This window comes from [Phormidium] sp. LEGE 05292 (assembly GCF_015207735.1).
Classification (GTDB): domain Bacteria; phylum Cyanobacteriota; class Cyanobacteriia; order Cyanobacteriales; family Aerosakkonemataceae; genus Floridanema.
On the sequence record NZ_JADEWG010000079.1, the window covers coordinates 1 to 24,509 of the forward strand.

A 24,509-nucleotide genomic window follows, 5' to 3' on the forward strand; every position below is an offset into this window, starting at 1 on the left:
GGACAAGGGGACAAGGGGACAAGGGGATAAAGGGACAAGCGGAAGTTCATTGTATAACCTAAAATTTTCTCTTTAACTCAAAACTCAAAACTCAAAACTTTCCTCCCCCTCTTTTTAACATAGGGCGACAATTACGCGATCGCGCCCCTGTGCCTTAGCTTGATACAAAGCTGTGTCAGCCGCTTGGATTACTATTTCACCTGTCATACCATGTTGGGGGAAAATAGCTACTCCTAAAGATACGGTAATAGTCCCTAATTGTTGATTACGATTATGTAAATTTAAATGCTTAATTCCTTCGCGAATTAGTTCAGCTCTTTGTACAGTAACTTCCACAGAAGCTTCTGGTAAAATTATTAAAAATTCTTCTCCACCAAAGCGACAGGCAATGTCCGAACCGCGAATATTTTTTTTCAGAAAAAGTCCTAATTCCCGCAACAATGTATCCCCGGCATCATGACCAAAAGTATCATTAAATCGCTTAAAATGATCCACATCTAACATAATAATTCCCAGGTTTTGTTCCTTGCGTTCCGCACGACTAACTTCGCGTTCTAAGGATTCTTCCAAATAACGCCGATTAAATAAACCTGTGAGCGGATCGCGAATACTTTGTTGCTGCAAAGCTTCGTGCAATTTTAAGTTACCTAATGCTAGAGCAATTTGTTCAGCTACGGTAATTGCTAACTGTTGTTTCGCTTTGGTAAGTAATCCTTTTGATGCAGTTAAATATAAAACTCCTAAAGCTTCTCCTTGTGCCATCATCGGTACACAAAGAGATTCACCAAATGTTGAATCATGGTGACTATGTTTGCATTTAATGGCACTATGAGAAGATTCTATTAAATGCGATCGTCCACGTCGCAATCCCCAACATTCATTAGGAGTAAATACCATTTCAGTAGTAGCACTAGCATCCCCCCAACTAGCAACAGCAGAAACTAATTGTTTGGAATTGCTCATCATAAATACTGCTCCTGACATATCAGGAAACAACGGCTCAATTAACTGAGCAACTATCTGATAAGCTTCTTCAGTAGTTAAGCAAGCTTGCAAGATATTACTCATTTCACCTAAGAGAACAATCTCTTGATTACGAGCTTCGAGTTCTTTTACCCAGCGAATTAGTTTTTCATTAGTTTTCTGCAAAGTTTCTTCTGTAGCCAATCTCAATCCAACAGCAGATAATGCTTCTTCTGTACCTTTAACAACTGTAACATCTTTATTAATTTCAATAATTTCTTGCGGTATATTTTTGGCATTTTTTCTCAATATCCAACGGCTATAAACCGCTATTTGTGTACCGTCAGATTTAGTATGGATTAATTCTCCCTCCCAGCATCCTTTTTGAAAAAATTCTGATTGTATTTCTGGCAAAGGTTTGGGAAATTGGGTTCTTAGCAGAGTATAATAAGGTTTGGCTATTACTTCATGTTTGGCGAAGCCAAACATTTTTTCTGCACTCTGGTTCCAAAAGCTAATTATATTATTTAAGTCTCGAATCAGAATGGCATCGTCAACTAAATTTAGTAATTCTGCTTGCTCTTGAAGGAGTTTTTGAATACGCTCATTTTCAATAATTTTAATTTGAACTTCCTGATAAGCTTGCCGCAATTCTAAGATAGTATAGGCCAGTTGCATTTCTAGCTGGCTTTTGGCTGTTTGTAACTTGGGTTTTACTCTTCGCTTACCAACTAAAGTTTTTCCTACTGATAACTTTTCGTTTAAATCACCAGATTTTAGGGCAATTTTTTCTAATAATTGCAGTTCTTTTGGTTGGTCATTTTGGTTAGCTTCCATTTGATTTACATGGGTGTTATTAACTAGTAAAGTTAGTAAATTAAAAAGCCGGAACAGAAAGCAAAACAAAAACTTGCTTCTGCCATCGACTAATTAATTTTTTATATTCATTTCTGAAATACCTATGATGATTACTATTTAATAGACAACTTTGATAGTTATCTAGTTATGTCTAGTTGATGCTGATTAAATCGCTCAACTTTAGTTTTTTGTAATCATCAGACTTATACAGATAAGGTTAGGTAAATATAATCTAGCAAAAAGGATCAATGGATTTCGCAAATAAAAGAATAATTTAAGACTTTTAAGAAGAATTTTAAATTTGTAAAATAAATTAAAGAAAAGTAAGGAAAATTAATTTTTAACCTGTTGCTTAATATTCAGTTATCTGCTTGATTTTATTAAGGTAAATTTAATTGCCTAACAAAGTTTTCTTTATAGGTACATAAAAAGAAATCGTAGTTTAATTTAGTAATTAATAAAGTTATTTTCGTAACAAGTGATGAGCTTAATTATTTGTCCTGGGATTCACCAACCAAAATTAACAGAGAGTTTCCTGGCAGGATTAAAATTAAATACAAGCCAAAAACCGCAAAATATCCTAATTTTTCCAATACAAGATTACCCAGCTTACTCATCTGGTCATATTTTGCAATTTTTGCGTCAAAATCATTCCCTATCTTCACCGATCGCATTCATTAGCTTCAGTGCTGGTGTTGTAGGTGCAATAGCAGCAGCTTGGGGATGGCAACTTCTTGGAGGTAAAGTCACAGCTTTTATTGCTTTAGACGGTTGGGGTGTACCTTTAACAGGTAACTTTCCCATTCATCGACTTAGCCATGATTACTTTACCCATTGGAGTTCCGCTTTACTAGGAAACGGGGAGGATAGTTTCTACGCCGCACCGTCAGTGGAACATCTGGAACTGTGGCAACAACCCCAAACAGCGGTTGGTTGGTGGATACACCCGCAAAACGGTCAATCCGAACCGAAAACGCGGACAACAGCCGCCCAATTTTTAACTATGTTGTTAGACAGATACAAAACGTAAAACTTTTAGATACAATTTCTATTTAAGGTAAAGTTCCAAAAATCATACATAAAAAGTGTAAACCTTTCAGAATATTATTGTGGCACAATGGTACTTATTCACCAGTTCCTCAGACAAGCTTTTCGTAAATTGCCTTGCTGGTAAGCATTTTAAGGATTTGCTGATGCTGCAATGCTATTTAATTTCCGACGATTGATTTTAGAAATATTAAAAAGATAGGTATGTTTAGTTTTGACCAAAGAAATCAGTATAAAAATTGTAAGTAGCAATACAAAGATGGAGAGCTAATCATAAAGTATTATTAGATACAAATTAGCCAGAGCAAATTTAGTTGTTGTCTATAGTGAGGTATGAAATCCCGTGTCAACTCAAATCTTGACTGCCAAAGAATCCAGTGGTGGGGAGGAAAATTCTTTCCCTCATGCCATACGTGCCACAGGTTCGTTTGCTTTGCTCGATAGTCTCAAACGTCATGGCGTAAAGCATATTTTCGGTTATCCAGGTGGGGCAATTCTACCAATTTATGATGAAGTATATCGTTTTGAAGCAGCAGGCGATATCAAGCATTTCCTAGTCAGACATGAACAGGGTGCTGCTCATGCTGCTGATGGTTATGCGCGAGCAACTGGTAAGGTAGGTGTATGTTTCGGTACTTCTGGGCCGGGAGCGACTAATCTAGTAACTGGGATTGCTACGGCTTATATGGACTCGATTCCGATCGTAGTAATTACCGGACAAGTACCACGCGCCGCAATTGGTACTGATGCTTTCCAAGAAATTGATATTTATGGAATTACTCTACCAATTGTTAAACATTCTTATGTAGTCCGCGACCCAAGAGACATGGCGAGAATTGTGGCGGAAGCATTCCACATTGCCAGCACAGGTCGTCCGGGGCCAGTTTTAATTGATGTGCCTAAAGATGTAGGATTAGAAGAATTTGATTATGTGCCAGTAGAACCTGGTTCGGTGAAATTGCACGGTTATCGACCTACATTTAAAGGTAATCCCCGGCAAATTAACCAAGCAATTAGTTTAATTCGGGAAGCGCATCGACCTTTATTATATGTAGGTGGAGGTGCGATCGCAGCCAGCGCCCATTCCGAAATCAAAGAATTAGCCGAATGCTTCCAAATCCCAGTAACTACAACTTTGATGGGTAAGGGCGCTTTTGATGAAAATCATCCCTTGGCATTGGGAATGTTGGGAATGCACGGCACCGCTTATGCTAACTTTGCTGTGACAGAATGCGATTTGTTAATTGCTGTTGGTGCGCGTTTTGATGACCGAGTAACAGGTAAATTAGATGAATTTGCCCCCCGTGCTAAAGTAATTCACATTGATATTGACCCAGCAGAAGTGGGCAAAAACCGCGCCCCCGAAGTGCCAATTGTCGGTGATGTGCACCAAGTTTTGATGGAGTTGCTGCGCCGTTGTTATGAAACAGGGGTTTGTGGAAATGTCGAGCAAACGAAGGAATGGTTGGAACGCATCAATCGTTGGCAAAATGATTATCCTTTAGTTGTGCCTCAGTATTCTGATGTGCTGTCTCCGCAAGAAGTTGTTGTGGAAGTGTGGAAACAAGCTCCTAATGCTTGCTACACCACTGATGTTGGTCAACACCAAATGTGGGCAGCGCAATTCTTGAAAAATGGTCCTCGGAAGTGGATTTCTAGTGCTGGTTTAGGCACAATGGGTTTTGGAATGCCTGCGGCTATGGGTGCTAAGGTGGCGCTAGGTGATGAAGAGGTAATTTGTATCGCCGGAGATGCCAGCATCCAAATGAATATTCAGGAGTTGGGAACTCTTGCTCAGTATGGCATCCATGTCAAAACTGTGATTATTAATAACGGTTGGCAAGGGATGGTGCGCCAGTGGCAAGAAACTTTCTATGATGGGCATTATTCGGCATCGAATATGGAATCGGGAATGCCTGACATACCGAGGTTGGCGGAAGCTTACGGCTTGAAAGGCATTGTGGTTCGTAAACGGGAAGAGTTGAAAGATGCGATCGCCGAAATGCTAGCACACAAAGGTTCTGTGTTGCTAGATGTTCATGTGAAGCGCGATGAAAATTGCTACCCAATGGTAGCTCCTGGTAAGAGCAATGCACAGATGATCGGTTTGCCAGAACGTCCGAAGACCGATCGAGTCGCTGAGTTAATTTACTGTCAACATTGCGGTGCGAAGAATGTTTCAACTAACCATTTCTGCCCAGAATGTGGCACGAAATTGTAAGTTGATTTTCACTAATTAATGATAGTCTAGGGGCGTGAAGATTCACGCCTCTTTTTATCAAAGTAATCGTTTTTAGCTAGAGTGTTTTTTGTTAATCAGTGTATTTTTTGCAAGCGAGAATTAGGTATGGGAGACGATCGTAACCACCATCATCATCATGAACATACTCATGGTTTAACTAATTACAGTCGAGCTTTTACAATAGGTTTAATTCTTAATTTTGGCTTTATGTTTATTGAAGCTATTTATGGTTTCTTGGCTCATTCAGTGGCTTTACTTGCTGATGCTGGTCATAATTTAAGTGATGTATTAGGTTTAGTATTAGCATCGATCCCAAGGTTTGTCATGGAAACCCTTGCATCAAAGAAACATGAAATACAGACAAGAATTTGTCGTTCACCTAGTTAATTGAAACAAGAGCAATCGCACATATTTTGGGTAGGGTGCGATCGCTCTTTCCTGTATTAACTTTGGTAATTACTAATAGGAAATGTCTCTAATTTCATTCAATGAGCAGCGTTAGCAGCAGAATTTTTCGCTCCACCTTTACCCAGAAAGAACAACAGAGGTAAAGAGCAAAGAAATGCTAACCCAACTATGCGAAAAATATCGGCAAAGGATAGAATAGCTGCTTGAAGATTCACAATTTGACTAATTGTTGCTAATGCTTGTTTATGTGCGGTGTAAGCGTCCATTCCCCGGCTTTGAAATGCCTGTGTAAACAACTCGATACGCTGATTAGTTGCTAAATCATAGCTCGTAATATGAGTTAATAATACGGCTCGGTGAAAATGTTCCCTTTGGTCAAGTAAAGTAGTTAAAATCGCAATTCCAATACTGCCACCTAACTGGCGCGTCAGATTATAAAATCCCGATCCAGCTGAGATATCTTGTTTGGGAAGCGGCCCTAAAGTTGCTAAACTTAATGGCAAAAACATTAACACTGTAAATGCACCCCGCCAAATCAGCGGCCAAAATAGGTCGTGAGCACCTGTATTAGGGTTTATATCAGCTAAATTAAACATTGTAAAACCTAATCCCACTGCACCTATACCAATCAAAATTCGAGCATCAACTTTTGAGGATATTTTACCTAATAAAATCATGGTAATTGCTGAAGCTAAAGCACCAGGAGCTAACAATAAACCTGTTTGCCATGCGGTATAGTGAGCTATACTTTGAGCAAAAATTGGGATGGCAAAAAGTGCGCCGTAAAGTCCCATACCGAGAATACCTGAGTAAATACTTCCTGCTGCTAAAGAACGATGACGGAGTACGCGCAAATCTACAGCTGGATGTTTGGTAGTCATTTCTCGCCAGATAAATAATACTGAGGCGATCGCACTAACTACAGTCAAAATAGTAATAAAATTCGATTCAAACCACCCTTCTTTTTGTCCTTCTTCCAAGACTGTTTGTAAGCTACCTATGGAAATAGTTAATAAGAGAATTCCCCACCAATCAACAGTAGTATTACGCTTGCTGTTTTGTTTGTTATCTGGTGGTAAAAATATCACAGACATAATCACAGCAACAATACCAATTGGTAGATTGATAAAGAAAATCCACCGCCAACCTAAAGTATCAGTTAAATAGCCTCCTAAAGTGGGGCCGATCGCAGGCCCAGCAATTACTCCCACACCAAAAACAGCTTGAGCTAAACCTTGTTCTTGGGGAGGAAAAGTTTGAAATAAAATCGCTTGCGCTTTAGCTAATAACCCACCGCCAAATAAGCCTTGTAAAATCCGAGAAATAATTAACATTGGCAAGTTAAAAGCAAAACCGCATAGCACTGAAGCAAGGGTAAAACCTATCATTGAAAAAGTAAAATAAGTTTTCCGCCCAAAGTAGTCTCCTAGCCAAGCACTTAAAGGAATCAGGATTACATTAGCAATACCGTAAGAGGTAACAACCCAACCAATTTCACTAACTGTTGCTCCTAAAGTTGCTTGCATATCAGTCAAAGCAACGTTAACAATACTGGTGTCGATTACTTCTAGTAATGCTCCTAAAGCTGCTGTGGCTGCGATCGCCCATTTAAGCGGCCCAGTAATATAACCCGATTGATTAACTTTGGCGCTATTAATCTTAGTATTTGTCACTGATTTTGTTTTTTTTACTAGCAATTTGAAGATTTTTGGTGGGGTGTCAGGGGTTGTTTTTTAACGCAGATAAATGCAGATGAACGCAGATAAACGCAGATGTTATTAGAAGATTTTTGGTAGGGTGTTATAGGTTGTTTTTTACCACAGATATCCACAGATAAACACAGATGAACACAGATAAATACAGAATAAGCAGTTTATTTTTTCTCCCCATTTTCAGTATTCACAGTGACACGAACACTTAATCCGGCTCTGAGTTTGTGTTCGGGATCGGAGTTTGGCAGAAAAGTTAAACGTACTGGCACCCACTGCACAACTTTATTAAAGTTACCAGTGGCATTATCGGGAGGTAGCAAAGCAAATTGGGCTCCTGTTGCGGGACTAATACCTGCTACTTTGGCTAGGAAAACTTGACCTGGATAAGCATCTGCTTCTATTTCTGCTATTTCTCCTATTCGCAAATTTCTTAAAGCGGTTTCTTTAAAATTAGCTTGCACATAAATTTGCTCGGCTTGTAGTGGTACAACAGCTAAAAGGGGTTGTCCTGATTGTACTTTTTGACCTATTTCAGCAGTTAATTGACCAACATAACCACTTACTGGGGCATAAATTGTCGTGTAAGTAAGTTGCTGGCGTGCTAGGGCTAAATTTGCTTCTGCTTGCTTAACTTGGGCGTTAGCAACTTGAGTTTGATCCTGTTGTACAACTACTTTTTGAGTTGCTGCTTTTGTTCCGGCTATTTGTGCTTTCGCAGCTTCTGCTTCTGCTTGAGATTTTTGCACTTGAGCTTGTGCATTATCTACCGCTGCTTGTGCTGATTGAATTTGTGCTTGGTTACTATTAACAGCAGCTTGTGTTTGTTGGAGTTGCGATCGCGCATCGTTAACTTCCGCTTCTGCTTCTTTTACTCCTTCATTGGCAATACCTAGATTTGCTTGAGCAGTTTGAAAAGCTGCTTGTGCAACATCACGTTGTTGAGCAGAAATTGCTCCCTGTTCGTAAAGAGTTTGATAGCGTTGAAAATCTTTTTGATTTTTAGTTAATTCTGTCTGCGCTTGAGTAACTTTAGCACGAGCGGCTAACACTCCAGATTCTGCTTTTTGGACTTTGGCTTGATTAGCTGCTACTGTGGCTAAAGCTTGTTGTAATTGCGATCGCATTGCTTCCATTGTCGATCGCGCTTGTTGAACATTTGTTTGTGCTGCAACTATTCCGGCTTGTTGCGCCGCTAAGTTCGATTGTGCTTGTTGAATGTCGCTAGTATTAGTATTTTCTGCTAAAGGTACGGTGTGAGCCGCACTATTTAATTGTGCTTGTGCAGCTTGTAAATTAGCTTCGGCTTGTTGAACTTTTAAATTTAAATCTCGATCTTCTAAAATAACTAAAGGTTGTCCGGCTTGAACGCGATCGCCTTCTTGAACTAAAACTTGTTGTACTGTGGCGGAAACTTTCGGCGCTATTTGGGAAATATGTCCTTCAATTTGGGCGTTATCAGTAGTAACATGAGTGCGGTTAAATTGCCACCAACGCCAACCAAAAATTGCTCCGCTAATAAGTGCGATCGATCCAATTAAAAACAATAATGTTTTACTCTTCTTTTTAGTAGGAACAGATGCAGTTGATTGTGCAACTTTTGCTTCTTCAGCAGCAGATTGATGCGTGTTTTCCTCTGTCTCTACCTCTGATGAAGATAGCTCTTCTTCAGCCAATATTTCTGAATCGGATTTATCGTTCGAGTCAACTTTCTGACTCCCGTATTTTCCATTAGAATCAAATGTTGTGCTGTGCTTCTTCATGTTCTAACCTGCTTTTAATCGTACTAATACCGGAGACAAATAAATCAACGGAAGTTTCTAAATAAGATTCGCTACTATAACCAAGTGGAATCGGACTAGCACTACGACGCAGCATTCCTCCAAGCAACATTCCTGTGAATATATCCACTGCTGCTCTTAAATCAACGCCTTGGCGTACTACGCCGCGCTTTTGACTATTGCTCAGATAAGTAATTAGCTTTTCCCGTAACGGTTGCGTTGTTTCGTAAATGATGCGACGCGCCGCTTCAGGATGTCTTCGCGCTTCGCCAATAAAGGTGCGAATTAAAGCCTCATGCTCTTCCAACATAGCGTTGTAGAGCAAAGCATAGTGCCTCAAGTCATCTCTAAGATCCTGAGTCCACTCCTCCTGATGAGCCAAAGCTTCTGCTTGCATGGCTGTAAATTGCTGGACTACTGCGCTCAGTAATTGCTCTTTACTCTGAAAATGGCGAAATAAAGTAACTTCATTTACTCCCGCCACGCGAGCAATTTCCTTTGTTGTTGCACCGTTCACCCCCGCCTTAGCAAACACCTCCTTAGCAGCTTCTAGCAAGCGATTACGAGTCACTGCGGTTTTACTATTATCCATAATCTTTGTTTCGTATGCAAGTACTTACTTGCATTATAAATCTAATCAAACATAGTCAAATTTGGTTTATCAGATTAAGTAACTTTTTTTTCTGTTATTTTCTCCTAATACTGATACTTTATTTTGCGATCGCTTACTCCCACATTTTCCTAAACATCAATATAGTAAATAATTTAGGGTTTTTATTAAATTATGTTAATTAAATTCTTCAAAATAAATACAGTATAATAAATTACCTAATTAGCTGGCTAGTATATAGAGCTTGTACCTGGGAATTGCATTTGAGAAATTAAACAAATGGAAACAACAAAAGTTTTTGGAATGGCACCTGAACAAGGCAGGTGGTTGTACATTCCATTAGGATTGATAGTATTACTGTGTCTTGGCACAGTTTACTCATGGAGTATTTTCCGTAAGCCTTTAGAAACAGCATTTAGTATTGGAGCGACGGAAAGTTTATTACCCTTTACAGTATTGTTGGTAGTTTTTGCAATTTTGATGCCTGTTACTGGCTTTTTTATCGATAAATATGGCTGTCGCACAGTGACAGCAGTTGGGGGTATAATCACCGGACTAGGTTATATTTTCTCAAGTTTTGCTACTAATATTTCTACCCTAGTTTTCACGTATGGAATCATCGCAGGTGCAGGTGTAGGAATTGCTTATGGAGTGCCCTTAGCTGTCACTGCTAGATGGTTTCCTGATAAAAAAGGATTAGCAGTTGGCTTAACAGTAATTGGTTTTGGTTTATCGCCTTTAGTCACTGCACCAATAGCCAAACTTTTGATTGAAACTTATAAAGTAGCACAAACTTTTTTAATTTTAGGTATTGCTTTTACCATCATTATTCTGTTAATTTCTGCTACTCTAACTTTTCCGCCAAAAGATTGGAAACCCGCAGCTTCGCAGTCTTCCCGCTCATCCATAATGCCAATAAATTATGATGGGCAAATGTTGCAAACTTCATCCTTTTATGGACTATGGATTTGCTATACGATCGGCACATTTGTCGGACTATCAGCAATTGGAATTTCTAGCCCAGTTGCCCAAGAAATTATTAAACTAGATGCAGGCACCGCCGCAGCAACAGTTTCACTTTTTGCCGTGTTTAATGGTTTAGGTCGTCCTTTATTCGGTTGGTTAGCAGATAAATATAAACCGAGAAATGCTGCCATTATTAACTACGTGCTGATCCTAATCGCTTCAATTTTAATGAGCAGTGCTGGCGAAGGAAATGTTGCTAGTTATTTGGTAGCTTTTTGTCTATTTTGGCTGTCTTTGGGCGGTTGGTTGGCTATTGCTCCCACCGCGACTTTAACTTTGTTTGATCCGAATAATTACGCCAAAAACTATGGTATTGTTTTCACAGCTTATGGTGTGGGGGCTTTGTTTGGTACGATCGTAGCAGGCAGAATTAGAGATATTTTCGGCAGCTACACATTAGCTTTCTCTGTCACTGCTATTCTGGCAATTGTGGGAATAATTTGTGCTTGGTTTTTACTTAAGCGTTCTGAAAAAGTTACATCGGAAATGGATCTTTCTTAACTCAGATCTTACACTCCTGAGCGGAGCCTCTATTTCACGTTCCCAGGTTGAACCTGGGAACGAGGTCTTAGGAGGTTCTACCTCCATTGCTGCAAGATTTGAGTTAAAAGGAAACAGGGAAGAAGTGGGGAGAGTTGTTGATGTAAATTAAGGAACTCCCCCCATCTCCCCATCTCCCCATCTCCCCATCTCTTTGCTAATGAGCAATTGGTACATTTTTAAATGCACCAGTTTCGGGGACAAAAATATCTATTGCATAAACTCCTTTTGGTACTTTTAACCACACATAAGTATCTATAGAACTGTTTTGGGGAATATCTTTCAAAGCTACAGGTAGAGAAACATTTTCCAAAGAATTCACTGGTTTATAGCTTTGGGCAGAAACCGAATTACTGGCAGTTGTGTCACTCAGTTTAATGATATTAGTTTCTGCAACTTTTTCATCCAAGCGACTAATTCGCATTTGCACACTTACTATATCAGGATCACCTGATTTAGGATCGGGAACTCGTTGCACAGAAATTAATTCAACTCTAGCTTTACTACCGTAAGCTAATTGAGTAAATTCACCTGGTTTAAATCCACCATTATTTTCTAAAACTATATCATGTTCTTGAAGAGTTGGTGCAGCTTTATCTGCTAATGGAATATTAGCTTGTGGAGTAGTTTCTGGGCTGTTTGTTTTGGAATTTATTACAGTGGGCGGAGGCGGAAGATTAGGTTTGGCAGGAGCAGTTTGAGTTTCTTGATTAATTAAATTAGCCCCAGAAGGAATGGGAACAGGAGTAGTTTGAGTTTGATTCTTTGGTTGTTGTGAAGTAGTAACTGAAGTTGATACTGGAGTTTTTCCAAAGGCAATTGCTAAGGCATTGCTAATATCTTGGTTTGTGGAATTTCCCGGTACAGCAACTTCGGGTAAATTAGCTTTTTGCATAGCTGAAGGCAGGGGATAAGCCGTATTTCCCGGAATTGGTGCTTTTGGTAGTCCAGAAATTCCGCTAATGGGAGGAAGTGAGGAATTATTGTTTAAACCAGTAACTACTGGTTCAGCAATGCCAATTAAGGTATTTTTAAATTTAGTAGCATTGTCGCTAATAATATCAAGTACGATCGCATTTTTCGGTACTCTTAAAACGACATAAGCATCTACATATTTACCAACTGGAATATCGGACAATTTAATTATTCCTGAAGATTGCTTTACAGGATCGATTGGTTGGTAAGTTTCTCCAGAAATTGAATTTTTTGCTGATATACTACCAACATTAATTATATCAGTCGGTGTGACTTCGGCGGCATTTCGATAAACTCGCATTTGCAGTTTCACTTCATCGGTCTTGCCGAAATCTCGCAGCAAAGAAACTAATTGTATTTGGCCTTTATTCCCTAAAATAGATTGCAAATAAGAATTGTCTTGAACTGTTGAATTGCTTTCTAAAGCTAGATTAGGAGAATTTACATTGGGAATATTTACAGGAGTATTGGAGGGATTGGCTTGAGGTTGTAGTGCTTTTTTGGGAATAGGTGATTCTCGATCGAAAACATCCATAAATCCTACAGCAGTTAACGCTAAAATGCCAACAATAACACCTACTCCAGTAAAAAAAGTGAGAAAGCTGTTGCCACGCAACCGAAATTTTTTAGGAACTGGACTTTGGTATAAATTTTTATTTGGTGTTCTCATAATTTAAGCTATAAAAACCTAAGCTTTTTTGTGATGTATGAGATTTCAAAGGCTAACAGCAGTTGGTAGAACAGTCGGTGTTTTAATATTGCTTTCAGGTTTTCCCTTGGGTTTAAAAGCTGTTTCTGCTGAAGCCCAATTAGTTGATTCTACACAGTCTATAGTATCAGGTGAGCAGAATTCTGCAAGGAATATTTGCCCTGCTCAATTGCCAGAAGCGATCGATACGATCGTCGATCGTCCCGAACTTCGTCGCCTTCATTGGGGCATCTTGATTCAAACTTTATCACCTAGACGCACCCTTTACAGCCGTAACGAGCAACAATACTTTATTCCCGCTTCTAACGTCAAGTTATTCACCACTGCGGCTGCTTTGCTGCAATTAGGATCGGACTTTCGCATCCGCACTTCTGTTTATGGTAAAAATGGCGTTGTGCGCTTAGTCGGACGTGGCGATCCTAGTTTAACAGATGCACAATTGCGCGACCTGGCTCAACAGCTACGCCGTCAGGAAATTCGCCAAATTCAACAGTTAATTGTCCAAGATGGTTATTTTCAAGCATTACCACTGCACCCGACTTGGGAATGGGAAGATGTTTACTCAGATTATGGCGCACCTGTCAATAGTTTAATTTTGAATCAAAATGTAGTGGAGTTACAGCTTTCACCCCAAGAATTAGGTCAACCTGTAAAAATTACTTGGAATGACCCTTTTGCGGCTTGGCAATGGCAAATTGAGAATCAAACATTGACAGCAGCGAGTGGAACAAAAAGTGATTTTGAAGTTTACGGGATTCTCGGAAAATCAAGCTTACAAATTCGCGGACAAATAGCAATTGACTCTCCACCCGAAGTATTATCTGTACCTGTCAGAGATCCGGGGGAACACTTTTTGCAGCATTTTAAATTAGCCTTAATTCAAGCGGGAATTACTGTGGCTCAATCTCAGGTCATAAACAGTGCAGAAAAGGTTAATGAACCGGAATTAGCTTTTGTGGAATCTCCTCCTTTATCCCAATTAATTACTGACACTAATCAACCCAGCAATAATTTTTATGCTGAGGCTTTGTTAAGAACTTTAGGAGTGAACAATTTAACAACAAACAATCAAGATTCGGCTAGTTTAGGATTAAATATCATTAAAACGACTTTGGTAAATTTAGGAGTTGATGGTGAAAGTTTTATCTTAGCAGATGGGTCTGGTTTATCTCGGCGTAATTTAGTGAGTCCTGCATCTTTAGTACAAACTTTGCAGGTGATTTCCCAGTCACGCCAAGCAGGAATTTATCGGATTTCGTTACCTGTGGCTGGAGTTAGCGGAACTTTACGAAATAGATTTAAAGATACTCCAGCGATGGGAATTGTTTATGCGAAAACGGGTACTCTAACAGGAGTAGCGACATTATCTGGATATGTTGACGCACCTAATTATGAAAGATTGGTTTTTAGTATTATGGTGAATCAATCAAATCAACCTACGCAGTTTATTCGGGGATCAATTGATGAAATTGTGCTTTTACTAACACAGTTACGTCGGTGTGAGTAAAATCTGTCATTGGTAGCATTGAATTTGTTAAAAAAGATCCCTAAATGATAAATGCGATCGCAAAATAGATAAAAATCCTTTTTAGATAGATTCTGATTTAGGAGAGACCTGTTGTTCTTTTATGTATCTTGAAGATGCTGAATATTCTGTCTCGTTTGTTAAATCATGTCTTGAAGAAAATTACCTTACGTTTAGTGCTGGTAGTGCCCTTTGTGCTGCAAACGGTGGGAGTAGTAAGTTTGGTAGGTTATTTGTCTTTTCAAAGTGGACAAAAGGCAGTGGAAAACCTAGCAAATCAGATGATAGAACAAGTGGGAGAAAGGATTAGCGATCGCTTAACTAATTATCTACATATTCCCCATCAAGTTGTCGCAGCAAACGATTTAGCAGTAAAGCAACTTAGTCTCAATACCGAGAATTTTGAGCAACTACGGCAACAATTATGGCAGCAAATGATCTTGAATCCATCCCTGGCTAATAACTTCTTTTGGAGTGATGGGGGAAAAATGATCGGTTATGGACGCATACTCACCGAAGAATTTCGCCAAAAAGCGGAGAAGTTGACTAAAGAAAACTTGCCTATCGGGACAATTTACTTAATGGAAGTCAACAAAAACAATTTGACTCAACGCCACTTTTTTTTGATTGATAACCAAGGTAATCCTAGAAAATTAGTTTATACCTTCCCTGATAATTTCCGTCAACTTCCCTGGTATTCTTATGCGAAAAAAGTGGGAAAACAAAGTTGGACTCCGATTTTTATCTATCGCATAACGTCTATTTTAGGAATGCAAGCATCTGTTCCTATTTATCATGCTGATGGAAAATTTCAGGGAATTTTTACATCCAGTTTTTCGCTGTCAGATATCAGTATCTTTCTGCATCAATTAAATTTTTCACCTACTGGACAAACATTTATTATTGAACGTTCTGGAGATTTAGTTGCCACATCAACTTTAGAAATTCCTTATATCAAACAGGCAAATGGAGAATCAAAAAGATTATCTACAGTGAACTTCCGAGATGCTAAAATGCGAGAAATTACTCAACAGTTAGGAAAAAAATTAGGTAAGTTTGATAGTTGGCAAATAGTACAGGAACTCAACTTAATTTACAAAAGACAACGGCAGTTTATCCGAGTTGTGCCTTATCAAGATCGGTATGGTTTGGATTGGCTAATAATAATTATTGTTCCAGAATCTGATTTTATGGAAGAGATTAACGCTAATACTTGTAACACAATTTTATTGAGTGTTGCTGCCTTGGGAGTAGCGATCGCACTAGGACTATTTACCGCCAACCAAATTACTAAAAGAATCTCCCAAATTAACCAAGCTAGTCAAGCAATGGCATCCGGTAATTTAGGGCAATATTTGGCAATCAAAAGCCAAGTAAAAGAATTAAGAGAACTGGCACAATCTTTTAACTTAATGGCAGAACAATTGCGGGATTCGTTCGATCGCATTAAAACTGCTTTTCTTGATTCTAAAGAAAAATTTACCACTGTTTTTCGCACCAGTCCTGACCCGATTGCCATTCTCACTCTTGCTGAAGGACGTATCATAGAAATTAACAACCGTTGCCTCGAATTTTTCGGTTATTCCCGTGAAGAATTGATTGGTTACACTGTCTTAGAATTGGGATTATGGAAAAATTTAGCAGACCGTCAAAAGTTTAAAAAATTTCTGGAAACGAACGGAAGTGTTGACAATTTAGAAGTTGATGTTTACCTAAAATCAAGAGAAAGCAGAACTGTTTTGATATCGGCAGAAATCTGCAATTTAGAAGGACAGGATTGCATGATTGTAGTGATTAAAGATATTAGCGATCGCAAACAAGCAGAAGTAGCATTGCGTCTGACTAAAGCTAAATTGCAACAAGCAAATCGAAAATTAGAAAAACTAGTTAATATTGATTCTCTCACACAAATTGCTAACCGTCGTTGCTTTAATGATTACCTACAAAAAGAGTGGCAGCGATTATTGAGAGAACAAAAGTTTTTATCTTTAATTATCTTTGATGTAGATTATTTTAAACGATTTAACGATCGCTACGGACATCAAACAGGAGATGAATGTTTAGTTAAAATAGCCCAAGCCGCTCAAAAGGTAGTATATCGTCCAGCAGATTTGGTTGCTCGCTACGGTGGCGAAGAATTTGTGGTTATTTTACCAAATACTAATCAGGAAGGAGCCATCTTAGTTGCGGAACGGATTCGTTGTGCAATTCGAGATTTATCAATCCCACATTCTGAATCAGCTGTGAGCGATCGCGTTACTATTAGTTTGGGTGTTGCCAGTTTAATTCCGGTAGCCAAAAAGTCCCTAGAAATTTTAGTAGAAACAGCAGATCGAGCACTTTATATGGCAAAAAATCAGGGACGCGATCGCTTTGCTACCACCTCAATAGTACTCGAATAAGTACTAAACTACAGCTTTTAAATTTTGCGCGGCTTCATTTAATTGATGAGTACTTACCTTAGTTTGACTAATACCACTAGCATTATCTCTAGCTGCTATATTTAAAATATTCATCGCACTTACCACCTGTTGCACAGCCATAGCTTGTTGTTGAGCATTCAGCGAAATTTGTTGTACACTTCCTGCAACATCATTAATTGCTTTGGTTACTTGATTAAAAACTTCTGCGGTTTGTTCAGTAATTTTAGTACCTTGAAAAGTTGCTTTCGTACTTTCATCTGTCACCATAATTGTTGAATTAAGCGACGACTGAACAGCGTTAACTAACATATTAATTTTCTCAGCTGATTTCTTACTTTGATCGGCAAGTTTGCGAATTTCAGAAGCAACTACACCAAATCCTTTACCATGTTCTCCGGCTCGCACTGCTTCCACAGCCGCATTTAATGCTAACATATTAGTTTGATTTGCTAAATCTGCAACTAATCCAGAAATACTACGGATTTGATTAGTTTGCTCATTTAAAACTGAGATTTGTTCAGCTAATGTATTCATGCGAGTAGTCAGCATTAACATATTTTCTAGGGTACGATTTACTGCTTGATTGCCTTCTCCAGCTAATAACAAAACCTGTTGAGCGCCTGTAGCCGCACTTTGAGCTTGTTGTGCAGATTGTTGTGCAGATACATTTAACTGATCCATTGTGGTTGTAGTTTCATTAACAGAGCTAGATTGCCGAATAGCTGTTCGTTCTTGCTGTTCTACTGTAACTGCAATTTCTCTAGAAGAACTGGCAATATTATTAGCAATTTCATTTACTTGTTTGGTAATTCGAGAAGCCAACCAAGAACCAATTATAATTGCCATAATTATAGCTGCAAGTGTACCAACTATCGCTGCTAACATTAGCGATCGCATAGCATTAGCTCTCTTATTCTCTCGTTGCTCTTGCAACTTATCTTCGGTAATATTCAAATCCTGAAGTATTTTTGTTGCTTTATCAATCAAAGGTAATATTTGACCTACAGAAAATAACTTGGCAGCTGCCTTAGAATTACCTGCTTTAACTAGTCTGGCTAATGTCAGGTTAGTTTGATAAATTTTTTCACCCAAAATCTTCAATTGTTCTAATCTTTGTGCCTGTTGAGGAGTGGAGAATTGCACTAATTTTTCTAAAGATTTAATGTATTGATTATATTCACTAACACTTTTTTCATATCGCTGCAAAAATCGTTCTTCACCTGTTAGTAAGTAGGCGCGAATCAATGACTGTCGTTTGTGTAATTTTAACTCTAAGCGATCGGTATCTCGCACTAGCAACCAACCTCGTTCAGTTGCTATTCCTTGTTCTTCTACTTCTTGAGCATTAATAATTACTGCTGAGGTTGCGCCAATTGTCAGCAATAACGGAACCCCATACCCTAAAAGAATGCGTGTTCTAAGTTTGAGATTACTAAAATTTGGCATTTATACTTACTCCGAAACAGGCTAGAACTATAGTTCTATTAATCCCATTAGAATTGGTCAGTTGATCCAGCTAGCTAAAATCGATAAAAAAGTTTAGATTTCTCTGCTAAATTGCTTGAAAAAAGCATGGGTTAGGCGGTCTAGCTTTTTTATTTAATAGCAAATAAAGCAAAGGAAGAGAGTAAATATATATTTAAAAAAAAATATTTAATGATTAACTATAACTAGTAACAGGAGCCTATATCTCACCCTCCCATGTTTTTTTAGATAGAAAAAATGACAAGAAGAACGCTAAAGAAGTCAGGAGGAGAAGGGCGATCGCATTTTCTCAATCTAAACAAGGTGACAAAATAGGAAGGTGAATTATAAATTCTGTACCTTCGCTGACAACGGAATTACAACATAGTTGACCTTCGTGAGTTTTTTCGACTATTTGACGAGCGATCGCTAATCCCAAACCTGTCCCTTTACCAACCGTTTTAGTCGTAAAGAATTGGTCAAATATTTTTTGTTTGACTTCTTCTGTGATTCCTTTACCATTATCAGCAATAATAATTTTTACTTGCTGATTTTCCACTGAAGTAATAATTTTAATTTGGTTGGGATTTGCCTGAATTTCTGTGTAACTTCGTCCGATATTTGATTCATCTAAAGCATCGATCGCATTAGCTAGAATATTCATAAAAACCTGATTTAACTGCCCCGGAAAACACTCGATCGGCGGTAAATTCCCATAATCTGTGATTACTTCAATAGCGGGACGTTGTTCATTGGCTTTCAGACGATGTTTGAGAATGAGAATTGTGCTATCGATCCCTTCGTGGATGTTAAACGGTACTTTATAATCTCGATCGGCACGGGAAAAAGTTCTCAAACTGGTGCTAATATTTCTTAACCTGTCGCAAGCCATGAGCATTCCATCAATCATCTTCGGCAAGTCTTCTAAGTTATAATCTAATTCGATTTCTTCAGCGTGGTCTAGAATTTCTGTGCTGGGATTAGGCAGAGTTTCTTGATATAAATTCAGGTGTTCGGTAATATCAGCTAGTATAGGTTGAGTTTGCTGGAGAGTGGCAGTAATAAAACCAAGGGGATTATTCATTTCATGAGCCACACCTGCAATTAAATTGCCCAAAGCTGACATTTTTTCGCTTTGAACAATTAGTAATTGAGCTTGTTGCAGTTCTTGCATTGTTTGTGCCAGTTCTTGTTCGGCACGTTTGCGTTCGTGTAGCGCAGCTTGCTGTTCGGTAATATCGATCATCATGCCATCCCAGACTATTTCTCCGTCCTCTTGGCGTTCCGGTTGAGCAACTGCTTGAACCCATTTAACAGTTCCATTCTTGGTAACAATACGCCACTCATGTCGAAAGGGAGTCAGATTTTGAGCGGACTCGACAGCGACTTGCAACGCCTGTGCGCTATCGTCAGGATGTTCAAAATCACGGAAGCTATATTTCCCAGAGATCAACTCTTCTGCGGTTACTTCATAAAGCGTTTGACACCCAGAACTAACATAAGGCGTTGAAGCCGATCCATCGGATTTAATTTGTATTTGATAAATCAATCCCGGAATATTATCTGCTAATTTTTGAAAGCGAGCTTCACTGACTCGTAATTTTTCCAACGATTGTTCTAACTGTCGAGAGTAAGCTTGTAATTCTTGATAAAGACGGGCATTTTCTAAAGAAATGGCAGCTTGAGAGCATAAGAGTTGCACAACTTCTAGGCGTTCCGCTGTAAATACGCCAGCTGTCAATTTGTTTTCCAGATACAGTAACCCAACTAATTTACCTTGATTTAAAATCGGCGCACACAGCACACTTTTCGGCTGTTGCTGAATTAAATAGGGGTCAGCCATAAAATCATTTTGGGCGATCGCATCATTCAAAACAATCGTTTTATAGTTGCGTTTGACTGTGTTGATCGTGGCGATCGGAAGGTCAACACTTGTTTCACAAGGGATAAAAGGTAGGGTAACACCTGCGGAGGTTGTGCCAATTGCCGTAAGCTCCAGGCTACCATCTTTAAACATCAGCAAAGCCGCCTTTTTCGCTCCAGCATTTTCCATCACCACTTGCATTAAAGTAGAAACTAATTTTTCCAGTTGAATTTCACTAGATAAAACTTGAGAAGCTTTGAGAATTGCAGCGAAATCCAATGCCGTACTAATGTCGGTACTGCTAGAACTAGATGTTTGGGTAGATGAATGAATTGTGCGTCCAAGGATCGTGTTTAAAGAATTGAGACTGATTTGTTGTTGCAGTAAAATCGGTTTGAGTAACTCAGGATAGTGTTTTTCTAGGTCATTGATTTTGGCTAAAGCGCCCCAGCGGGCATAGCAGTAATAAGCTTCTTGCATATAACCTGCGGCAACTTTTTCTTTACCCCATTCCAGGTAGAATTTGGCAGCAAGTTCATTTCCGAGGGCTTCTTCTTGGACATATCCGTTCTTTTTCGCAACTGTAATGGCGCGATCGTACAAATCAATTGCCTCCGCTTTTTTTCCCCAAATTCGCTCCATTTCTGCTTCTACGAAGAAGGAGCGATGTTGATGATTAAAAGGAGCATAACTTGCCCAATTTTGAAGTTTGGCTAAATCGTCATTGACTTGTTCTCTGATGGCAGACTGCTGTTCGGGAGAAACATTTTTGTAGCGTGCCAGATGAATTAAAGCATCATAAAAAACATGGATCGCTATTACGAACTGACCAATACCACCATCTTTATATTGTTCTGCTGCGGCAGATTGTGTGGCGGCTTGTTCGTATTGTCCAAACAGATAGGAGAGAATTGCTTGATTGAGAAAAAGATGAAATAATCCCATCTGATTATTCGTCTTTTGCCAGTGAGTCAACACTGAACTGGCATTGAAGACTTTACCCTGTAAATTGTAGGGAACTTCAGATTGTCCCAGTAAGTTCAGAATCGTTTGCTGGTAACACTGATGATATTGCAAGGTTAGTTCCTGTTTGAGTTGGTCGATCGCTTGCCCGTAAACCTCCATTTCTTCAGCCAACTCGCTCAATTCTCGACCACTCCAATAACTGTGCTGAGTATATGTGATTGAGTTCAATCCTAAGAGATCCCAATCCCCGGTTTCAAGTCCAGCCTGGTAGCCTTCGAGCAGGAATGGAAGCGTAAGATTCAGAGGTTCTTTCCAATGCCGAATGTAGCAGTTGACTATATAGTAAGCTCTGCTTTTAAATGAGGTTGCCTGGAGTTTTTCCAGTAAATTTAAGGAAAGTTGTCCGAATCCATACCCAGCATCCAGATCGCCCACACTACAGAGAATCAATCCGTAGTCAGCATAAGAGACGATCGAAACAGGCGAATTCCCAAATTTAATCGATAGTTCTATTTGTTTGAAGACTAAAAGTGGTAGTAATGTCGGTGCTGCGATATAACTCGGTCCGACCAATCTCGTCAAGATTTGCATGGCTGCCTGTTGATAGGGATCGCTCATCACGGGCAAATCCAGCAAACTGAGGGGCGATCGTTCTTGCCAAAGTAGTCGAGTTTGCTCTGCTACTACGCCAATATCTGCCAAAGTCGGTTGTTCGGGAAATGCCACACCCAGCAATTTCAGCACTTCTAATCCCGTCTCAATGATTTCCTCGGATTTACCTTGCGCTCGCAATACCGTCATTCGGGTTTCGTAGACTTTGATAGTATCGAGCAAGGAAGTGGCAAATTGTAACACCTCTTCACCCCAAGCTCTCAGTTTGTCGAAGTCTGTATTTAAACAAGCTGCTTCCAAACGCTCGTGATGTAGAGTTAGGGTGAATTGGTAGTCTCTTATCCAGGCATCAGTAGGCAGTAAATCAATCCCTTGGGTAAAGTAGTTGACCGCTGCATGATAGGCGATCGTGGCTTTGGCTTTTCGTCCCGCTATTAAATTCAGTTGGGCTAACTGATGTTTGCGATCGGCTTCGGTAATCAGATCGATGCTTGTATTGAAGTGATTGACAATTTCAAAGATATTCGTCTCTAGCTCGGTTTCCGGCGTACTGGCGTACAATAATTGACCGATCGCCAAATGGGTTGCTAGCTTTTGGTCTTCAGGAATTAAAGAGTAAGCTGCTTGTTGTACGCGGTCGTGCAAAAATCGATAAGTCAAATTCACAGATCGATCGAGTAGGGGCAATTCATGAACTTCCCCTTGTCCCCTTGTCCCCTTGTCCCCTTGTCCTCTTATCCTGTGTTCCCCTACATCCCCCTCTACCTGAAAGAATTTATAAGTTTGGCTGGTTGGCAAAATCAACCCTTCTTGCAACGCTTTCCATAAGGCTGTAGCAGCAATAGTTGGAGATTGTTCGGAAATAATTGCCAATGTATCCAAATCAAACTGATTGCCAATACAAGCTGCTAATTTGAGAACTTCCTGAGTGGTGCTGGGTAATTTTTGTAACTGAGTCGCCATAAATTCCACCACATCCTGGGTGAGGGATAACGCATTGATTTGAGCAATATCACACTCCCAGTAACCTTGTTCGCGATTAAATGTAATCTGCCCATCTTCGTATAATGCTTTGAGAAATTGCGTGGTGAAAAAGGGATTGCCTTTGGTTTTGCGATCGATTAATTCGGTGAGGGGATGCGATCGATCGGTTGAGCAAAGCAAGGTATCAGCTACTAATTGATTCGTATCAGAAAAATTTAAAGGTACGAGGGTAATTGTATTAACTGTTTTCCCAGCTTTTTTGAGAGCTTCTACTGTCAAAATTAAGGGATGGGCAGCTTGTACTTCATTGTCTCGGTAAGCCCCCAACAATAGTAGATAACTTTGGTCTTCCATCAACAGTTTAACTAACTGAAGCGAAGCCGAATCAGCCCACTGCAAATCATCAAGAAACATCACTAATGGATGTTCTGGAGTTGCCAACACTCCGATAAACTTTTGAAACAATAAGTTAAACCGATTTTGTACTGCCGTTCCTGACAATTCCGGTGCAGAAGGTTGTTTACCAATAATTGTTTCTAATTCAGGAATCACCTCAATTAAAACTTGACCATTCTCTCCGACTGCTGCCAAAATTTTGCTGCGCCATTTTGCCAATTGTGCGTCAGATTCAGACAACAATTGTCCCATTAAATCGCGCAAAGCTTGCAGGAAAGCTGAGAAGGGAATATTGCGATTAAATTGGTCAAACTTCCCTTTGATAAAATACCCTTGCTGGCGAGTAATCGGTTTATGAACTTCATTAATTACAGCAGTTTTCCCAATCCCGGAAAAGCCCGCCACCAGCATCATCTCGGCTGTGCCATTGGCAACGCGATTCTCGAATGCTTCTAAGAGAAGCTTTACTTCCTGTTCCCGTCCATAGAGTTTTTCGGGAATGATAAATTTATCAGATATATCTCTTTGTGCCAGTGGGAACTCGACGATTTGACCTGTTGATTTTAACTGGCTTACACAAATTTCTAAATCATACTTTAATCCCAAAGCACTCTGATAACGCTCTTCAGCGTTTTTCGCCATTAATTTATTCACAATTGCCGATACCATCGGGGGAATTCGAGAGTTGAGATAGTGAATTTTCGGGGGTTCTTGTGCTAGATGACAATGCAACAATTCCATTACTTCTTGGCACTCAAAAGGTAATTTTCCCGTTAATAATTCAAATAGAGTTACCCCCAAGGCGTAGAAATCAGCCCGATAATCAATTCCTCGATTCATCCGTCCGGTTTGTTCGGGTGCTAAATAAGTTAATGTTCCTTCCAATTGATGAGGATTTTTGATTTCTTGGGTTTCTTTTGGTAGCAGTGAAGCAATACTAAAGTCAATTAATTTGACTTGGTTTGTGCCGGGATTAATTAATATATTTGCAGGTTTAATATCTTTATGAATAACTCTATGACCATGAATTTCGTGTAAAATAGTCGCCAGTTGTTGAGCAATTTCCAACGCTTCTAGCAGGGAAAGAGTTTTACTTTTAGCATAATTTCGCAGGGAAATTCCGCCATAATCTTCCATGACTAAAACATAACCGTTTTGATAAGTCTCTAGACTGTAGGGACGGACAATTCCTGAAATATTGAGATTTTTAGCGATCGTATATTGATTGCGAAACTGGAGTAAGTCATTGAATGTGGGATACTCTTGGCGTAGTAATTTTAACACTACAGGTCGGGATTCTGTATTTTCGGCTTCTGACACTCCTCGATAAACAAGGGTGCGTTCACCAGCGTAAAGTGCTTCTGTTAAACGGTATTTGCCTAACAGTTTATTTAAGTTGTCCATCAT

Annotated in this window: 13 protein-coding genes and 1 pseudogene; 7 read left to right on the forward strand and 7 right to left on the reverse strand. The window is 39.3% G+C overall.

From position 1 onward, the window contains the following. Positions 1-114: 114 nt before the first annotated feature. Positions 115-1,800 carry a diguanylate cyclase gene (locus tag IQ264_RS20190; protein ID WP_193982601.1) on the reverse strand — a complete coding sequence of 562 codons (1,686 nt, stop codon included), beginning with the start codon at positions 1,798-1,800 and terminating at the stop codon, positions 115-117. Between the two features lie 502 nt (positions 1,801-2,302). Between IQ264_RS20190 and IQ264_RS20195 the strand changes: the two genes are divergently transcribed. The 4 genes and pseudogenes from IQ264_RS20195 to IQ264_RS33900 all read left to right on the forward strand — a co-directional run bounded on the left by IQ264_RS20195 (position 2,303) and on the right by IQ264_RS33900 (position 5,463). Further along, positions 2,303-2,851, forward strand: a complete 549-nt coding sequence (locus tag IQ264_RS20195) for a hypothetical protein (RefSeq protein WP_193982602.1) — start codon at positions 2,303-2,305, stop codon at positions 2,849-2,851. Positions 2,852-3,277: 426 nt separating this feature from the next. Beyond that, on the forward strand, positions 3,278-5,089 hold the full coding sequence (gene ilvB / locus IQ264_RS20200; RefSeq protein WP_322744765.1) for a biosynthetic-type acetolactate synthase large subunit: 1,812 nt from the start codon (positions 3,278-3,280) through the stop codon (positions 5,087-5,089). Between the two features lie 126 nt (positions 5,090-5,215). Then, positions 5,216-5,410 (forward strand): annotated as a pseudogene (locus IQ264_RS20205) (cation transporter); the annotation flags it as partial. Positions 5,411-5,415: 5 nt separating this feature from the next. Further along, positions 5,416-5,463, forward strand: coding sequence for a hypothetical protein (locus tag IQ264_RS33900; protein WP_413470363.1), 48 nt, complete (start codon positions 5,416-5,418; stop codon positions 5,461-5,463). A gap of 132 nt (positions 5,464-5,595) precedes the next feature. Here the strand turns inward: IQ264_RS33900 and IQ264_RS20210 are convergent, their stop codons facing one another. From IQ264_RS20210 to IQ264_RS20220, 3 genes are all read right to left on the reverse strand, one after another. Continuing rightward, positions 5,596-7,191 carry a DHA2 family efflux MFS transporter permease subunit gene (locus IQ264_RS20210; RefSeq protein WP_193982604.1) on the reverse strand — a complete coding sequence of 532 codons (1,596 nt, stop codon included), beginning with the start codon at positions 7,189-7,191 and terminating at the stop codon, positions 5,596-5,598. 200 nt (positions 7,192-7,391) lie between these two features. Beyond that, complete coding sequence (locus tag IQ264_RS20215) at positions 7,392-8,990, reverse strand: HlyD family secretion protein (protein WP_193982605.1); 1,599 nt, start codon at positions 8,988-8,990, stop codon at positions 7,392-7,394. After that, the gene (locus IQ264_RS20220) at positions 8,965-9,600 is read right to left on the reverse strand and encodes a TetR/AcrR family transcriptional regulator (RefSeq protein WP_193982606.1); all 636 of its coding nucleotides are present in this window, start codon (positions 9,598-9,600) and stop codon (positions 8,965-8,967) included. Before IQ264_RS20220 ends, IQ264_RS20215 begins: the two co-directional genes overlap by 26 nt. 297 nt (positions 9,601-9,897) lie before the next feature. Here IQ264_RS20220 and IQ264_RS20225 point away from each other — a divergent pair, with 297 nt between their 5' ends. Further along, on the forward strand, positions 9,898-11,145 hold the full coding sequence (locus IQ264_RS20225) for an OFA family MFS transporter (RefSeq protein ID WP_193982607.1): 1,248 nt from the start codon (positions 9,898-9,900) through the stop codon (positions 11,143-11,145). A gap of 196 nt (positions 11,146-11,341) precedes the next feature. Here IQ264_RS20225 and IQ264_RS20230 read toward each other — a convergent pair whose 3' ends face one another. Beyond that, positions 11,342-12,829 carry a hypothetical protein gene (locus IQ264_RS20230; protein ID WP_193982608.1) on the reverse strand — a complete coding sequence of 496 codons (1,488 nt, stop codon included), beginning with the start codon at positions 12,827-12,829 and terminating at the stop codon, positions 11,342-11,344. Positions 12,830-12,866: 37 nt separating this feature from the next. On the opposite strand from IQ264_RS20230, the gene dacB reads away from it, so the two are divergent. Both dacB and IQ264_RS20240 read left to right on the forward strand, forming a co-directional pair. Further along, positions 12,867-14,375, forward strand: coding sequence for a D-alanyl-D-alanine carboxypeptidase/D-alanyl-D-alanine-endopeptidase (dacB, locus tag IQ264_RS20235; RefSeq protein WP_193982609.1), 1,509 nt, complete (start codon positions 12,867-12,869; stop codon positions 14,373-14,375). A 134-nt stretch (positions 14,376-14,509) separates the two neighbouring features. Then, a complete protein-coding gene (locus IQ264_RS20240) occupies positions 14,510-16,795 on the forward strand; it encodes a diguanylate cyclase domain-containing protein (protein ID WP_193982610.1) in 2,286 nt (761 codons plus the stop codon). Between the two features lie 3 nt (positions 16,796-16,798). Here IQ264_RS20240 and IQ264_RS20245 read toward each other — a convergent pair whose 3' ends face one another. Further along, positions 16,799-18,262: a methyl-accepting chemotaxis protein gene (locus IQ264_RS20245; RefSeq protein WP_193982611.1), complete on the reverse strand. Its 1,464-nt coding sequence runs from the start codon at positions 18,260-18,262 to the stop codon at positions 16,799-16,801. Between the two features lie 328 nt (positions 18,263-18,590). After that, positions 18,591-24,509: an ATP-binding sensor histidine kinase gene (locus tag IQ264_RS20250; RefSeq protein WP_193982612.1), complete on the reverse strand. Its 5,919-nt coding sequence runs from the start codon at positions 24,507-24,509 to the stop codon at positions 18,591-18,593.

Bases quoted from the DNA above. Each gene is read 5' to 3' on its own strand.
- IQ264_RS20250 (WP_193982612.1), bottom strand. From the start codon at position 24,509: ATGATGGACAACTTAAATAAACTGTTAGGCAAATACCGTTTAACAGAA.
- IQ264_RS20245 (WP_193982611.1), bottom strand. From the start codon at position 18,262: ATGCCAAATTTTAGTAATCTCAAACTTAGAACACGCATTCTTTTAGGG.
- IQ264_RS20190 (WP_193982601.1), bottom strand. From the start codon at position 1,800: ATGGAAGCTAACCAAAATGACCAACCAAAAGAACTGCAATTATTAGAA.
- IQ264_RS20195 (WP_193982602.1), top strand. From the start codon at position 2,303: ATGAGCTTAATTATTTGTCCTGGGATTCACCAACCAAAATTAACAGAG.
- IQ264_RS20225 (WP_193982607.1), top strand. From the start codon at position 9,898: ATGGAAACAACAAAAGTTTTTGGAATGGCACCTGAACAAGGCAGGTGG.
- IQ264_RS20230 (WP_193982608.1), bottom strand. From the start codon at position 12,829: ATGAGAACACCAAATAAAAATTTATACCAAAGTCCAGTTCCTAAAAAA.
- IQ264_RS20240 (WP_193982610.1), top strand. From the start codon at position 14,510: ATGCTGAATATTCTGTCTCGTTTGTTAAATCATGTCTTGAAGAAAATT.
- IQ264_RS20215 (WP_193982605.1), bottom strand. From the start codon at position 8,990: ATGAAGAAGCACAGCACAACATTTGATTCTAATGGAAAATACGGGAGT.
- dacB (WP_193982609.1), top strand. From the start codon at position 12,867: ATGAGATTTCAAAGGCTAACAGCAGTTGGTAGAACAGTCGGTGTTTTA.
- IQ264_RS20220 (WP_193982606.1), bottom strand. From the start codon at position 9,600: ATGGATAATAGTAAAACCGCAGTGACTCGTAATCGCTTGCTAGAAGCT.